Source organism: Bacillus solimangrovi, assembly GCF_001742425.1.
In the GTDB taxonomy this organism is placed as follows: domain Bacteria; phylum Bacillota; class Bacilli; order Bacillales; family Bacillaceae_N; genus Bacillus_AV; species Bacillus_AV solimangrovi.
This window is the reverse complement of sequence record NZ_MJEH01000062.1, coordinates 120,047-136,362: the sequence shown is the minus strand read 5'-3', so window position 1 is coordinate 136,362 and position 16,316 is coordinate 120,047. Positions and strand designations below refer to the sequence as shown.

13 protein-coding genes and 1 pseudogene are annotated in these 16,316 nt (G+C 37.0%); 4 read left to right on the top strand and 10 right to left on the bottom strand.

Annotation, left to right across the window (positions count from 1 at the left end; translation table 11 throughout):
* Nucleotides 1-273: 273 nt before the first annotated feature.
* A complete protein-coding gene (locus BFG57_RS16920) occupies nt 274-1,149 on the bottom strand; it encodes a nucleotidyltransferase-like protein (RefSeq protein WP_069718672.1) in 876 nt (291 codons plus the stop codon).
* Between the two features lie 170 nt (nt 1,150-1,319).
* Here BFG57_RS16920 and BFG57_RS16915 point away from each other — a divergent pair, with 170 nt between their 5' ends.
* Nucleotides 1,320-1,673 carry a YgzB family protein gene (locus BFG57_RS16915; RefSeq protein ID WP_069718671.1) on the top strand — a complete coding sequence of 118 codons (354 nt, stop codon included), beginning with the start codon at nt 1,320-1,322 and terminating at the stop codon, nt 1,671-1,673.
* Between the two features lie 40 nt (nt 1,674-1,713).
* Here the strand turns inward: BFG57_RS16915 and perR are convergent, their stop codons facing one another.
* The 8 genes and pseudogenes from perR to BFG57_RS16880 form a co-directional block, all read right to left on the bottom strand.
* Nucleotides 1,714-2,157 (bottom strand): peroxide-responsive transcriptional repressor PerR, encoded by a 444-nt coding sequence (gene perR / locus BFG57_RS16910; RefSeq protein ID WP_069718670.1) that lies wholly within the window; start codon nt 2,155-2,157, stop codon nt 1,714-1,716.
* A gap of 96 nt (nt 2,158-2,253) precedes the next feature.
* Complete coding sequence (locus BFG57_RS16905; protein ID WP_069718669.1) at nt 2,254-3,204, bottom strand: D-2-hydroxyacid dehydrogenase; 951 nt, start codon at nt 3,202-3,204, stop codon at nt 2,254-2,256.
* Between the two features lie 306 nt (nt 3,205-3,510).
* On the bottom strand, nt 3,511-3,981 hold the full coding sequence (bcp, locus tag BFG57_RS16900) for a thioredoxin-dependent thiol peroxidase (RefSeq protein WP_069718668.1): 471 nt from the start codon (nt 3,979-3,981) through the stop codon (nt 3,511-3,513).
* Between the two features lie 98 nt (nt 3,982-4,079).
* Nucleotides 4,080-4,514 carry a potassium channel family protein gene (locus tag BFG57_RS16895; protein ID WP_069718667.1) on the bottom strand — a complete coding sequence of 145 codons (435 nt, stop codon included), beginning with the start codon at nt 4,512-4,514 and terminating at the stop codon, nt 4,080-4,082.
* 101 nt (nt 4,515-4,615) lie between these two features.
* Nucleotides 4,616-4,765 (bottom strand): annotated as a pseudogene (locus tag BFG57_RS18500) (ABC-2 family transporter protein); the annotation flags it as partial.
* A gap of 221 nt (nt 4,766-4,986) precedes the next feature.
* Nucleotides 4,987-5,772: an ABC transporter permease gene (locus BFG57_RS16890; protein ID WP_069718666.1), complete on the bottom strand. Its 786-nt coding sequence runs from the start codon at nt 5,770-5,772 to the stop codon at nt 4,987-4,989.
* 6 nt (nt 5,773-5,778) lie between these two features.
* Nucleotides 5,779-6,570: an ABC transporter permease gene (locus BFG57_RS16885; protein WP_069718665.1), complete on the bottom strand. Its 792-nt coding sequence runs from the start codon at nt 6,568-6,570 to the stop codon at nt 5,779-5,781.
* Complete coding sequence (locus BFG57_RS16880; protein WP_069718664.1) at nt 6,563-7,576, bottom strand: ABC transporter ATP-binding protein; 1,014 nt, start codon at nt 7,574-7,576, stop codon at nt 6,563-6,565. The genes BFG57_RS16885 and BFG57_RS16880 overlap by 8 nt, the downstream gene beginning before the upstream one ends.
* Nucleotides 7,577-7,935: 359 nt before the next feature.
* Here BFG57_RS16880 and BFG57_RS16875 point away from each other — a divergent pair, with 359 nt between their 5' ends.
* The 3 genes from BFG57_RS16875 (at nt 7,936) to BFG57_RS16865 (ending at nt 15,376) form a co-directional block, all read left to right on the top strand.
* Nucleotides 7,936-9,231 (top strand): glutamate-1-semialdehyde 2,1-aminomutase, encoded by a 1,296-nt coding sequence (locus BFG57_RS16875; RefSeq protein WP_069718663.1) that lies wholly within the window; start codon nt 7,936-7,938, stop codon nt 9,229-9,231.
* 310 nt (nt 9,232-9,541) lie between these two features.
* The gene (locus BFG57_RS16870) at nt 9,542-14,023 is read left to right on the top strand and encodes a glutamate synthase-related protein (RefSeq protein ID WP_069718680.1); all 4,482 of its coding nucleotides are present in this window, start codon (nt 9,542-9,544) and stop codon (nt 14,021-14,023) included.
* A 270-nt stretch (nt 14,024-14,293) separates the two neighbouring features.
* The gene (locus BFG57_RS16865) at nt 14,294-15,376 is read left to right on the top strand and encodes an FUSC family protein (protein WP_069718679.1); all 1,083 of its coding nucleotides are present in this window, start codon (nt 14,294-14,296) and stop codon (nt 15,374-15,376) included.
* Between the two features lie 43 nt (nt 15,377-15,419).
* On the opposite strand, the gene nikC is transcribed toward BFG57_RS16865, so the two are convergent.
* Nucleotides 15,420-16,316 carry a nickel transporter permease gene (gene nikC / locus BFG57_RS16860; protein WP_069718662.1) on the bottom strand — a complete coding sequence of 299 codons (897 nt, stop codon included), beginning with the start codon at nt 16,314-16,316 and terminating at the stop codon, nt 15,420-15,422.

The window sequence follows — 16,316 nt, the reverse complement described above, 5'->3', positions numbered from 1 at the left end:
CAAACTCTCCGATAAAAGATTGTTTGAAACTTGCTCGCACAATGTGTTCATTTCGTTCAGTTTTCAAAGAACATTTGTCGCTGTTTTTTTGTTGGCGACTTTTAAATCTTAACACTCACAAATTAGTATGTCAACAACTTTTTTTAAACATCTTTATTTGCTCATGTCGTTCACTGCTCTCTCGCAGCGACAAGTAATAATATATCACGGTGAAATATGAAAATCAACACCTATTTTAAAACTTTTTCATCTTTTTTTAATAATGCTAAACGATTATAGTCCTTCCTTATATCTGTATGTGCGATGATAAATGGTTCCTCCCTTAGTAGATTCTTTTACTATTTGTACATAACCTTTTTCAACCAAGTGTTCAATTAGAACTGCTAAATCTAATGCGTAATCCTCTATTTCTGGATGTTTCATTAGCTCTCCAAATGTCCAAGACTTATCACTTGTTTGCAATATTTTAAGAAAATGACAACTACCTTTTTCTGTTCTTGCACTAATTGCAAAACCGCTCGCAATAAGAAGTAGTTCAACACGCTTCTCAAGTGCTTCGCTGCTTTCAACTAATTCCTTGTAAAGCATATATATTTCTGGTGATATTTGTTTTACTTGATTCCACACTGTTACTTCTGGAAGAAATCCTTGTTCCATTACAGCAAGGCGTGCAAGATGATGTAAACTACGCACCATTTGATTATATGCATCAAAATACTCTTTGGATTCATATAAATCTCTACCAATCGAATAACTACGCAATAGCTTAGCAAATTCTAAATTCATTTTCTTTTCTCGAAACTTAATAGGAAACTCTCTAAGCTCTTCTCGTAGATTTTCTATAAATTCATTACGTTCAAAGATCACCTTACTATTAAGAACCCACTGAACGATTCGGCGATTAGGTCCACTTAATATCCATTCTCTTAATTGTTGTTCCGTTACAACATGCATTGCAGCTTTTTTCTCTTCGTATTCATAATGCTTAACGAACCAACTTACGTCTGCTTTATTCACAATAACTACTAATACTTCATCGAAATAATCCGTTCGTGAACCACGAAACGCATCCTTTTCTAATAATAATACTGCTGAAGTCTCCTTACGGCTAGCTCGTTCTTGGTAGATAGAACGCAACATACTTTCCATACATCTTTCACTCCTTGAAATAGCTTTAGAAAATCTAACTAGGCCCACATCGCTGGGTTTATTATTTGTTCGACAATAAATAAGTTATTCCCTCTTGAATCTACAAAAAATTTATAGATTCTCATAAAATCACTATGCTATACTTGTTATGAATAGGAGGTTTACCAAATATGGGCTTAAAATATTCAAATAAAATAAATAAAATCCGTTCATTTGCACTCTCTTTAATATTTATTGGGTTCGCAATTATGTACGTCGGTATATTTTTCAAAGAAAACATGTGGTTAATGACTGCATTTATTATTTTAGGACTTCTAGCAATCGTTGCAAGTACTGTCGTTTACTTTTGGATTGGTATGTTATCGACAAAAACCGTTCAAGTTCGATGTCCTTCCTGTAGTAAAGTAACAAAAATACTTGGTCGTGTCGATTTATGTATGCATTGTAATGAACCACTTACACTTGATCCTAACTTAGAAGGCCAAGAGTTCAATGAAGATTATAACAAAAAAAAGAAGCTGTAGGCCTACAATAGGCATACAGCTTTTTTCATAAGCTAAAATATTAATGTTCAGTTGTTTTCTTACAACTAGGACAAGTTCCGTAAATCTCCATACGATGATGACTTACTTCGAAACCTGCAACTTGTTGAGCAAGTGTTTCAACTTCATTAAGTCCAGGATAATGAAAGTCTACAATCTTCCCACATTTTTCACAAATGACATGGTAATGAGAACTAGTATTACAGTCAAATCTACTTGATGAGTCTCCGTAGGTTAACTCACTCACTAGCCCGACTTCCTTAAACACACGTAAGTTATTGTAAACTGTTGCAACACTCATATTCGGAAACTTTCCTTCGAGTGCTTTATAAATTTCGTCCGCAGTAGGATGTGACATTGATTCAACGAGGAATTCCAATATCGCATGACGTTGCGGTGTGATCCTTACGCCCGATTCTTTTAATATTCCCATTGCCTCTTCAATATGTTTCTCTGTCACCGCCATGCACCTCTCTTTTAAAAAGCATTATTAGTTTATAATATTTATAATTAGTGTACCTTGATTTTGAAAGCTTTGTCAATAATCGTAAGCAACTTTACGTTAATATCCCTTCGATAAGTCTACTTTGTTCCTATATTCTCCAAATCCTTGTAAGAAAACCTCTAAATTGTGTTCAAAAATTTCAAATCCTCTAGGTTGATACATATCAGAAATGCCCGATAAGTGTGGCGTAACGGTTACTTGCTCCATTTCCCAATATGGGTGTCCTTTCGGTAGCGGTTCTTGAACATGCACATCTAATACTGCATGTCTAACCTCTCCTTCTTTCAACATCCGAATTAATAACTGTTCATCCACGACATCACCTCTACCGATATTAATAAAGACAACATCATTCTTCATCACTTTAAAACAATCTTCTGTAAATAGATTTTTCGTTTTCTTCGTACTAGGTAGAACAGAAACAACAAAATCTACACCCTTAACTGCTTCTTCGAGCTGCCATACTGGATATGCGTGATCAATATGTTCAACTGCTCTTCCATCCGTGTTAACACCAATTGTTTTCATTCGAAATGCTTTGGCTAACCTACCGATTTCTGAACCTATTGCACCCGCTCCAATTATCGCTACCGTCTTACTAGCTAACTCCATCATTTTCACTGAGCGTAGCCACTTTTCTTCCTGCTCTAATTGTATTAATGTTTTTGTTTGCCTAGCTACCTGTAACATCATTGCCAAAGTATATTCTGCCATTGGAATGGCATGAATTCCTTTGGCATTCGTAACTAAGATACCTCTCTTCTCGATTGCATCAAATGGCATTTGTTCCATACCTGCAGAAAGGACCATAATCCATTTTAAACGTTTAGCAGATGCTATTAATGATTTGTCCAAATCTTCACCATATGTAATCAATATATCAGCATCGTGTAACTCAGCCTTAGCATTGTCCATATTTTCTCTATAAATAAAATGAACACTCGGAAAATGATTTAACAGTCGTTCTTTCAACTCTCGTTTAACTCTAAATGACGTCAATACGTTCATCTTACCTTCCTCCTACAGTTCATAAAATACCGACATTTTCCTACAAATAACTATAATTGATGTCTAATACAGACCTTCCATATAGAAGGCGACATGTTATTCGATTCAGTCATTCACACAAAATATCCAAAATAGATAACACTCAACAAAAAAAGACGGGCCGTGTATAACACAACCCGTTGATCCGAACATACTTTTTGCTTGAGGAGGTATTACAATACTATACGCAACAGCTTCTCTATCCGTATAGACAAATGCCATTATGATAGTAAAGTTTTTTTACCTCAATAATCGAAAGGACTTCTTTTATGACATATGCTCTCTTATATAAAGTAGTGCTTCTTCAACATGACCTTTTACTCTAACTTTATTCCATACCTTTGCGATATTGCCCTCTTTATCAATAATGAATGTCGTTCGCACAATTCCCATATATTCTTTCCCAAAATTTTTCTTCAACTGCCAAACACCATACTCTTCAGCTAACTTATGCTCTTCATCTGCCAGTAATAAGAACGGTAAATCATGTTTTTCAATGAATTTATGGTGTCTTTCAATTGAATCTGGGCTAACACCGAGAATAACTGCGTCTAATTCTGCAAAGCTCTCATGCTTTTCACTGAAATCACATGCTTGAGTTGTACATCCTGGTGTCATATCTTTCGGATAAAAATATAATACAACATTTTTCCCTCTAAAATCTGATAGAGAGACATCTTCACCGTTACTTGCAGGCAAAGAAAAATCCGGTGCTTTCATTCCTAATTCAATCGTCACTACTCATTCCTCCAATTCAAGCATTCATTATTATTGAATGCACGATAATCTAATCTTAGCGTAACGAATTTGGAAAAGAGAAACAAGTAATATGGATATCACTTATCCTTTTTAAAACTATCCTCACCGTGGTGTTCCATATCAATGACAGTTCGAACAACAAATGCTGCCGGTAATACATAACCAACTAACGCTTCTACAACCGCTATAATTCGCCCAATTCCAACAGGAGTTAAGTCTCCATACCCAACTGAAAGTAACGTAATAGCACTAAAATATAATTTTGAACCTAGTACACTTATAAATGAAGGAGTATTAGATAATGTCGGGTCTACTAATACCTCCACACCGAGCATCTCCAACAACATGTATACGAGTCCAAAACCAATTAATAAAATGATATATGTAAAAAAAAGAATAAATATATTTTCAACAGTTAGATATTGTTTTGTTTGAGATTGGGAACCCCATAACACCCTTAAACTAGCTAGTAAAATCAAGAGCACGAGCAACAGTATTCCACTATAAACCATTCTTTCTACCGCCCCCTTCTCTTCATTTATAAAAAGAAAGAAGAAGCCTGTACAATTTTTTGTACAGACTTCAAAGTGTTATTTATTGAATTCCATTATTACTAATTACCCGCTCCTCTATACCGCTTCACACCTTGATTCCATATGATTACCGCTAATGAAAAGAAACCAATTCCAACAACTGGAGTTAAAAACGCATAGCTATACCATTCGGTACGGCCGAGGAAATAAGCTGCAGGATATACTCCAACAATATGTAAAAAAAAGAATAAATATATTTTCAACAGTTAGATATTGTTTTGTTTGAGATTGCGAACCCCATAACACCCTTAAACTAGCTAGTAAAATCAAGAGCACGAGCAACAGTATTCCACTATAAATCATTCTTTCTACCGCCCCCTTCTCTTCATGAAGAAGCCTGTACAATTTTTTGTACAGACTTCAAAGTGTTATTTATTGAATTCCATTATTACTAATTACCCGCTCCTCTGTAACGCTTCACACCTTGATTCCATATGAATACCGCTAATGAAAAGAAACCAATTCCAACAAATGGAGTTAAAAACGCATAGCTATACCATTCGGTGCGACCAAGGAAATAAGCTGCAGGATATACTCCAACAAATGCAAACGGCAAAATCCACGTTAAAATGTATCGAATAACTGGGTTATAAATATCAACTGGGTAACGACCATAGTTCCCGATATTGTACATCATCGGCATAATTGATGTCCTCGCATCTGACCAAAAACCGATACTTGCGATTATAATGAAAATCCCCGCATATACGAACATCCCACCAAACACCATTACAATGAAAACGAGAGGCGTATACCATTGCATAGATAAACCTAAATTCGACCCTGCATAACTCATTATGATGAGTCCAGTCACAACACCAAATAATGACTCTAATTCCATTCTCTCTAGAATGATTTGAAAGAGACTATGAATCGGACGAGTTAAAATCCTGTCCATCTCTCCCTTTACAATGTAACGTTCATTAAAGTCCCATATGTTGAAGAAAGTTGCAAACAATGCAAATGGAACTAAGAAAAATCCGTAAATAAAAACAATCTCATCACGGCTCCAACCACCTAACAGCTGTGTATGACCGAATACAACGATAATAAAAACTAAGTTAACTGCTTGAAAAAGCAAATCAGAAATAACTTCTATTACTAGATCGGTTCGATATTGGAGGCGTGTTTTCATATATTGACCAATATATTGAAAGAACATTGATACATAAAACATCTCAGTCTAACCCCCTTGAATAACTAACCTTTTCTTCGCTAACGTCCATACGAACCAGATTGGTAGAAGTAATACGATTGACCAAATCATTTGGAACATAATCGCTTCTGTAACGGCACTACCAGTGAATCCCTCTGTAAAAATCATACTCGGAATATAACTGATTGCTTGAAACGGGAAGAACTTCATCACATCTTGTGCCCAAAGTGGATAGAAGCTAATCGGTAAGAGTAACCCTGAAAACAAATCAATCACAACCCTCTTAGCACGAATTAACCCATCATTATTGAAGAAGAAGAACGTTAACATACCCGTAAACAAATTAATTTGTGTATTAATGATGAAACTAAACATGATCGATACAATAAAGAATAACCACGCATATACAGACGTTGAGAAACTAAGTGGGAAAATGAACGCCACAATGATCATGCCCGGAATCGAGAAGAACGTAAGACGGAAAATTCCTTCACCTAATCCTTGAACGGTCTTCATGCCGAGGTAATGATATGGACGTATCAATTCGACAGCCACTTTACCATCTTTTATTTCTTGAGCAATTTCTCGATCAATATTATTAAAATAAAAAGCACGTGCCATCCAAGCAATCGCAATATACGTTACCATTTGCGTTACTGACAATCCTTCAATCGACTCTTTCCCACCATAAATCGCATTCCAAAGGAAATAATAAGCACCAATATTAATGCTATATATAAGAATTCCACTATAATAATTTGTTCGATATGCAAGCATCATCAAAAATCGGATGCGAATCATTTCGAGATATTTACCCACGAACAGCACCCTCTTCATAGATATTACGCACAATCTCTTCTGTTGATATTTCATTAATTTTCACATCATTGATTTTATAAGCAGCGACTACTCGCCCAATTAAACCTGAGATCACTGTATCTTCAGCACTTACATTAGCAAGCCAAACATTTTCACGTTCACCTTGCTGCCAACTAACATTCAAGTCATTTGAAACAGCTTCAAGGTTGTCACGACTAACTTGCTCTGTGAATTGGAATTGAAGTTGCTTTCCTTCACCCCAATTCGAGCGTAAGTCATTCAATTTTCCATCATAAATGATTTTTCCCTCATCTAACATAACAACACGTTCACATAACGCTTCAATATCAGATAAATCATGTGTTGTAAGCAAAATTGTCGTTTGATATTTTTCATTCATTTCTTTTAAAAAACGGCGAATCTTTAATTTCACTAACACATCCAAACCAATTGTAGGCTCGTCCAAAAATAATAATGGTGGATTATGAATAAGTGCTGCGGCAAGCTCACAACGCATACGTTGTCCAAGTGAAAGTTTTCGTACTGGTTTATCCAAAAGTGGTCCTATATCAAGTGACTCAATGACATGCTCCATATGATTTGCATAGTCTTCATCTGATACCTTATACACTTTCTTTAATAATCGAAATGATTCTTGAACAGCGATATCCCACCATAGCTGAGAACGCTGACCAAATACAACTCCTATTGTTCTCGTGAATTGCTCACGTTCTTTATGTGGATCCATACCATTGACGCGAACAATACCATCTGTTGGTTGAAGAATACCTGTTAACATCTTAATGGTCGTAGACTTCCCCGCTCCATTTTCACCAATATATCCAACCATCTCACCCTGTTTAACTTGGAAAGAAATATCATTTACAGCGGTTAATGTTTTATAATTTCGTGTAAAAAGGTCTCTAAATGCACCCTTTAACCCGGAACGACTTGAGTAAGATTTAAATTCTTTTCTTAATTGGTCAACCTCGATGACGTTTTTCAATTTTCAACCTCCAAAATTATTACTTTCTATATTAATGTTCCTTAAATGATTTTCTTTAGCTTTTATAGCATAAAGACTAGTTTATACCAATAAAAAGAGAAATCAAATTCTTTGTTTTCGGTAAAAGAAATACATATGTTTGTTAGATCTGATCCTAATAGCTCATATAATCGAATTTTGAGACAAATACACAGCACACTACTATTCTCTAGCAACCTTCCACTCTTCAGTACGATTATCTGTTGTTACTCATACAATGTTCATCTTATATTTTTCGAACATCCTCTAAAAATGATAAACTGTACTATGGAATAAGCATTACATACATTACGAATAACGGATCAATTGGAGGTAGACCTTTGAACTTTACTAAATCAGAAGCATTACATGCTGAATCACTTGAACATATTGTCGGTGGCGTGAATAGCCCATCACGTTCATTTAAAGCTGTTGGTGGCGGTTCTCCCGTCTATATGGAACGTGCAAATGGGGCATATTTTTGGGATGTAGATGGAAATCAATATATTGACTACTTAGGAGCTTACGGACCGATCATTACCGGACATGCTCATCCTCATATTACTGAAGCAATTACGAAAGCAGCTCAGAATGGAACATTATACGGTACACCAACTGCTTTGGAAAACAAGTTTGCTAAAATGCTTAAACAAGCAATGCCAGCAATGGATCGTGTCCGCTTCGTTAACTCAGGTACAGAAGCCGTTATGACGACCATTCGTGTTGCCCGCGCGTACACTGGACGAGATAAAATCATCAAGTTCGCAGGTTGTTATCACGGCCATTCAGATCTAGTACTCGTCGCAGCTGGCTCTGGTCCTTCAACGCTCGGAAACCCAGACTCAGCTGGTGTTCCAAAGAGCATTGCACAAGAAGTGATCACCGTACCATTTAATGATCCTGAAGCATTTGCCGAAGCAATTGACAAATGGGGTGACCAGACAGCTGCTGTACTCGTTGAACCAATCGTTGGAAATTTCGGCATCGTTGAGCCTGTTGAAGGATTCCTTGAACATGTGAATAAGTTGACACACAAAGCTGGTGCGCTCGTTATTTATGATGAAGTCATTACAGCGTTCCGTTTCATGTACGGCGGTGCTCAAGATATGTTAGGAATCGAACCAGATTTAACTGCTTTAGGAAAAATAATTGGTGGCGGATTACCAATTGGGGCTTACGGTGGTAAAAAGGAAATTATGGAGCAAGTAGCGCCACTTGGCCCTGCTTATCAAGCTGGTACGATGGCAGGTAACCCTGCATCAATGGCAGCAGGGATCGCTTGTTTAGAAGTATTACAAGAAAAAGGAATCTATGAAGAACTTGATCGATTAGGCGGGATATTAGAATCAAACATCGCAAACCTAGCAAGCAAATATCATATTCCGATTACGATCAATCGCCTAAAAGGTGCACTAACTATTTATTTTACAACAGAAACAATTACTAACTATGAACAAGCTGAAAATACTGATGGTGAGATGTTCGCGAAATTTTTCAAACTTATGCTTAATGAAGGAATTAATCTTGCTCCATCAAAATATGAAGCTTGGTTCTTAACAATCGCACATACAGAAGACGATATTAACAGAACAATAGAGGCAGTTGAACGTGTATTTAAATCCATGAATAATGAATAAAAATGCATAAATTACTCTTAGTAGGTAAAGTGAATTTACCTACTTTTTTATATTTTTTACCTTGAAAACGCTTTCATTAAAGGCTCTATTAGCACCTAGTTCTAATTTTCAAACAACATATAAATGAATGTTATATCCAAAAAAATGAATAAATAATTGATTTTCTTCTTATATCATGATAATATTAAGTTTAGAATTCTGAAAATTGCGTTTTTCTAATTCTCATTTCCCCTAACTAATTCGCTAGTTTTCCCCTCAAATATAGAGAACAATATCCTACAGGAGGTGACGGCCATTATTGGCCAAATATATGAAAAAAAAGTGGAGTCCAGCGTCATTTGAAAATTTCAACAGTATTGAACATGATTCTTGCGGAATTGTATCTTGCATTGAGAAACAACAAGTACCAACGAAAAAGAATATTGACAACTGTATTAACGCACTCGTCACAATGAATCACCGAGCAGGTTTTATTAACGGTGAAGGTGACGGTGTAGGTATTCATATTGACATCCCTATTGCGCTTTGGAAAGAAAAGCTTTCAAAAGAAAACCTCGATGCATCATTAGTTGACCGTAACGATTTCTCAGTAGGTCATTTCTTCTTAAACAAATCAAGTAATATCGAAAAAAAGCGTGCCATTATTGACCAACTATTTTCTAAATATGGACTGAACGTCATTTTCGAAACAGATAAAGTTACAAACTCCAATGCATTAGGTCCACTTGCAAAACGTGAAGAACCAGTTTTTTGGCAAGTTGCCTTCATCTCTAATGCCAATGAAACTGAATTATCGAAGAAATTATTCGAATTAACGATTGAAATTGAACAAGATCAAGAAGTCCACGTAGCATCTCTAAGTAACCATCATGCTGTTTATAAAGTAATGGGAGCAGGGGATATATTACCAAAATTCTATGCTGATTTAGCAAATGAAAAAGTTGCATCTACGATGACACTTGGTCACAATCGCTATTCTACAAATACTGCTTCTAACTTCTTCCGAGTGCAACCATTTAGTGTAATTGGGCACAACGGAGAGATTAATACAATTTCAAAGCTTCGTGATGAAGCTGAAATGGTTGATGTACCACTAACACACGGTGGTAGTGATTCACAAGACTTAGATCGTACACTCCATACTTTTATCTCACGTGAAGGGTACAGTTTATTTGAAGCAGCAGATATTTTGTTCCCACCAATTATTAATGAAATCAAATCATATCCAAACCATTTACAAGATTTATATACTTACATTCGAGAAGCATGGGGACACTTTGCACAAGGGCCTGCAGGAATCATTTCACGCTTCAATGATGAAGCGGTTTTCAGTGTCGATTCACTCGGTCTTCGTCCAGTCTGGAAGCTAGAAACAGAAAGTTCTTATCTATTCTCTTCTGAACCTGGTATCCTTCCTTCTAGTGAATATACAGGTGAACCGAAACCATTTGCTCCAGGGGAAAAGGTCGGGCTGAAATGGAAAGAAGATGGAACAATCAAAGTCTACGATCATCATGACTACCAAGCTGAAGTGTACAAGCGTATGAATGATCGTCTTCTCATTTCTGATAGTCGAGCACGTTTGACACCACCTACCTATGAACAAAATATTGTCGAGCCTTCTGTGTCAAATGTTCACAATGGCCAGTATGCAGCATTCGGCTGGGAACGAGAGCAAATTCAGCTTGTAGAACAGATGGCCGAAAAAGGGGCAGAACCGATCCGTTCACTCGGTCATGATGCATCTCTAGCTGCCATTAACAGTGGCAGACAAAATATCGCAGATTACATTAAAGAAAGTGTTGCTGTCGTGACAAATCCTGCTATTGACCGTGATCGTGAAGCAGAACACTTCTCAACACGTACAATTTTAGGTAAACGACCTTCACTGTTTCAAGCTGATGATTCCTATCAAGTTATCGAATTAAATTCACCAATTTTAATTGAAGGTAAGGCAGGTAATCAACTTGCTAAGGAGCTTGAACAACCTTCTTACACTCAATTACTAGATTCAATGAATACTAATAATTTGGCAAAAGTCATTTCAGTTACATTTACAGAAGACGAAACCGTTCCAGAAGCAATTGAGCGTTTAATTAATGAAACTGAGCAAGCAATTGACAATGGAGCTAACTTCATCATTTTAGATGATACAAACGCTCATACTAGTGGAAACTTATGGCTAGATCCTATGCTTGTAACATCCGCAATTGATCAAGGCCTTGTCGACAAGAATAAACGTCGTAACTGTGCGCTGATTCTACGTTCTGGTGCATTACGTTCATTACATGATTTGATTGTCGCATTCGGTCTTGGTGCTGACGCGCTTAGCCCATATTTAATGTTCACTACTGTACATGAAGACGACGACTTAACACCTTCAAAGAACTTGTTTAATGCTCTTAATAAAGGCTTAGAAAAAGTCATTTCAACGATTGGAATTCATGAACTGCGTGGATATGATCGCCTCTTCTCTTCAATCGGCTTGAATGAAGACATAGCTAATACTTTGAAAATCGTTAATTTCTTCGGCTCGTCTGAACTAGAATACAACTTTACTACTATGAAAGAAGATAGCTTAAAACGTGCCGAAGATTATTCAAACGAGCAAACACGTCCAGGAAAAACGTTCCACGTTCTGCCACGTATTTGGAAATCGATTGGTGAAATGGCTCGCTCTGGTTCATATGAAGAATATCGTGAGAAAGTTAGTAACATTGAAGATAAGAATCCTACTACTATTCGTCATTTAACAGGTCTGAAAGAATCGGATACACCGATTGAGCAAGATTCAGTTGATATTAGTATCGCAGAACACGACTTACCATTTATCATCAGTTCAATGTCATTCGGTTCTCAAAACGAAACTGCATTCCGTTCTTATGCTGAAGCAGCTGACCGTTTAAATATGATTAGTTTGAACGGTGAAGGTGGAGAAATTAAAGACATGCTCGGTAAATATCCGAAAACACGTGGACAACAAGTCGCATCAGGACGTTTCGGTGTGAATGCTGAGTTATTAAACTCTTCCAACCTATTAGAAATTAAAATCGGCCAAGGTGCAAAACCAGGTGAAGGTGGTCACTTACCTGGCTCTAAAGTAACAGCAAAAATCGCAGAAGCACGAAATGCTACGATTGGGTCTGACTTAATCTCACCTTCAAATAACCATGATATTTATTCAATTGAAGACCTTGAACAAATGATTTCAGAATTAAAAACGGCAAATGATCAGGCTAAGGTTATCGTTAAAGTTCCTATCGTTCCGAACATCGGTACAATCGCTGTTGGTATTGCAAAGGCTGGAGCTGACATGATCAATCTTAGTGGTTTCGATGGCGGTACAGGTGCTGCACGTGTACACGCATTGCAAAATGTAGGACTTCCAGTTGAAATTGGTGTTAAAGCTGCACACAACGCTCTTCTGGAAGCAGGTATGCGCCATAATGTTGAACTTTGGGCTGATGGTGGTTTAAAAAGTGCCGAAGACGTCTTAAAAGTAATGTTGCTCGGAGCGAACCGTGTAGGTTTTGGAACACTATCTATGGTTGCAGTAGGCTGTACAACGTGCCGAGGCTGTCATTTAGATACATGTCATGTTGGCATAGCAACACAAATCGAATCAGAAGCACAGGCGAAAGAACACGGCCTACGCCGTTTTGTACCACGTCAATACGCACCTTCAGTTGAAGGTTTGATGAACTTATTCACAGCTTTCGGCAACGAATTGAAATCTCTCGTTGGCTCGCTAGGCTTTGATAACTTACAAGATGTTGTTGGTCGCTCTGATCTATTAGAGCAAACACGGGGTATTGAACAAATGAATTTGAATAAACTACTTGAACGTCTTGACATTGAAAACCTCGTGAAACAAGAAGTAGCTTCAGCACTAGACGAAGAAAAGCTAGCAGTTGCTTTAGCAGCAGGAGCAGAGTACTTGGATTACGAAGTAAATGAATTGAACACATCTCGTGAATTTATCGGTGTAACCTCTGAACAACGTGTTCTTGGTGGTCGTGTCTCCTGTCACCGTGTTCGTGGAAAGCTAGATGGTTCTTACCGAAAGCTCCCAGATATTTCGCTGAAATACTTGGAAGGCTCGATTCCAGGTAACGGCTTAGGTGCTTATAACACAGACGGAATTGACATTCATGTTGTTGGTGGTGCACAAGACGGTATTGGTAAAACTGCTTTCGGTGGCGGAATCTTCATCTTCAAAGCTAAAGGAAAGAATGGTCATTACTTTAACGGATCTGTAGGTAAAGGATTCGGTTATGGCGCTCAAAAAGGGTCACTATTCATCCAAGGAAATGCAGATTCTCGTGCAGGTATTCGCTTATCAGGTGCTGATATGTTAATCGGTGGACGCATTACAAAACCAATTCCAAAACAGGAACATGGAAATATTGGTATAAATGCGAATATTAAAGGATTTGCATTTGAATATATGACAAATGGGCGAGGACTTGTTCTCGGTGACCCAGGTCCTTGGATCTGTGCGGGTATGACTGGTGGTGTCATCTATGTACGTCATCAACCTGAAATGGGCTTAACGAAAGAAGCACTTCAACGTCGTATTGCAAAAGGTGCAAAAGTAGCCATCCAACCACTTGGTAATAAAGGCAGAACAGATGTAACAGAAATGCTTGATAACTATGTTGCGTCATTAAGAAAATACAACCAAGTTGGAGAAGCAGATACTGTAGAGAAATTACTCGAAAACCTTGAAGATAACTTCCTGCAAATTATTCCTGAGAAAGAACAAGCAGATCCATCAATCGCAACGGAATAATATAAGAACTGTGAAGCTTTTAACTCACCTTAGGCATGTTTGAGAAGATCACCAAATCATAAAGATTATTTATTATATTGAAAAAGGACAGTCCGTTTTAATTTCGGCTGTCCTTTTTCATATTCGTCTCTTTTTCGACATTACTATTAAATATAGATTAATCATCTTGATTGTTGTATTAAAACGTTGTATAGTACCATACATAATTACTGATTCTACCATCATCTACAATGATGATCGTAAGAAATGAAAGGAAATAAAACCTACATTATGAAACTAGGTGCGCGCATTTTAAAAACTGGTATTGCGATAGCATTAGCCATCTATTTAGCCACTATCATAGGTGTACAGTCACCTGTTTTTGCAGGTATTGCTGCAACCTTTGCTATACAGCCGTCTATCTATCGAACATACCAAACAATGCTCGAACAAATCCAGGCAAATTTCATAGGTGCGTTCTTTGCAATTATTTTCGTTTGGACACTTGGAAATGATCCGATTGTAATAGGATTGACTGCTATAATTGTTATTTCAATCAATCTTCGCTTAAAAATCGAATCAACGATTCCAATCGCACTTGTAACGGTTATTGCCATCATGGAAAGCCCGACAGATGATTTTATCATTTATGGTCTTACACGCTTTGGTACAATTATGCTTGGTGTTGGAGCATCATTCATTGTCAACCTTATCTTTATCCCACCTAAATATGAAACAAAATTGTATTATAAAATCCAAGATAATACGAAAGATATCATTCAATGGATTCGTGTTAGTACCCGTCATGCTTCTGAATATACAGTTATTAAAGAAGAGCTCGTTCGTCTTAAAGAAAGCTTAATGAAACTTGAAAATCTATATTTGTTGTACAAAGAAGAACGTATGTATTCGCGTAAGAAACTCTATACCAAAGGAAGGAAGCTCGTTTTATTCCGTCAAATGTTGCTTAGTACAAACCGAGCATTAGAAATACTGAGGAAATTACATCGGCATGAAAATGAGTGGTTGCACCTTCCTGACACGTTACAATCATTAATTAAGGACTCACTTGACTCTTTACTTGTCTATCATGAACAAATGATTTTCAAATATGCCGGGAAAATTCGCTCACAATCTACATCTGAAGTCATGATTGATAGCTCTGAATATAAAAAATGTTTAACAGCAGAATATATGAAACTATATGAACAAACTGAACAAAACGATGAACAGCTTCTTACTGCATTTTCACTTATTGCAGGCATTATTGATTACTATGACCAACTGAAACATTTAGATAAATTAATAGATAGCTTCCAAACGTATCATAAAACAGAAAACGAAGTACACATCCATCAAAAAGAAGAAAACTAATAAAGAAGGTACAATCCTAATTTGGATTGTACCTTCTTTATTATTAACTCTTCATACGTGGATCTAATGCATCTCGTAAGCCATCACCCATTAAGTTAAACCCTAATACCGTTAACATAATCGCAAGACCTGGGAAGATCATTGTCCATGGTGCATCAATTAAGTATTGCTTTGAGTCAGCAAGCATTTTTCCCCACTCTGCTTCAGGGGGCTGTGCTCCGAGTCCTAAGAAACCTAACGCTGCACACTCAATAATCGCTGTCGCAATCGCTAATGTCCCTTGAACGATGATTGGAGCCATGCTGTTCGGTAAAATATGATTGAAAAGAATACGTGAATCTTTCATACCGATTGCCTTCGCTGCCATAATATACTCTTCTTGTTTAACACTCAATACTTTTGATCGAATTAAACGTCCAAAGTTTGGTACGTTAATAATTGCAATTGCAATTAAAGCATTTTGTAACGATGGACCTAATACAGATACGATTGCAATCGCAAGTAAGATACTTGGAAATGCAAGCATAATATCGAAAATTCGTGAAATAACTGTATCGACCCATTTTCCATAATACCCTGCAATAATTCCAAGTGCACAGCCCATTACAATTGAGCCTAGAACTGCGAAGAAACCTACCCACAAGGAGATACGTGCACCATACATGATCCGTGATAAAATATCACGACCAAAATCATCTGTTCCGAGCCAATAATCAGCTGACGGAGGTAACAAACGATTCCCTAATGCGATCTCATTTTCTGTTTGTGGTGCAATAAAAGGCGCTAATATAGCAATTAAGACAAAGAACAATACAATAAATGCCCCTACAAGCGCAATTTTATTTTTTCGAAAGCTGTTCCATGCTTCTTTCCAAGGGGAAATGACTTTCTCTTCTTCAACAATTGGAATTGTGGAGTTGTTTTTAGCTAGCTCAGCCAT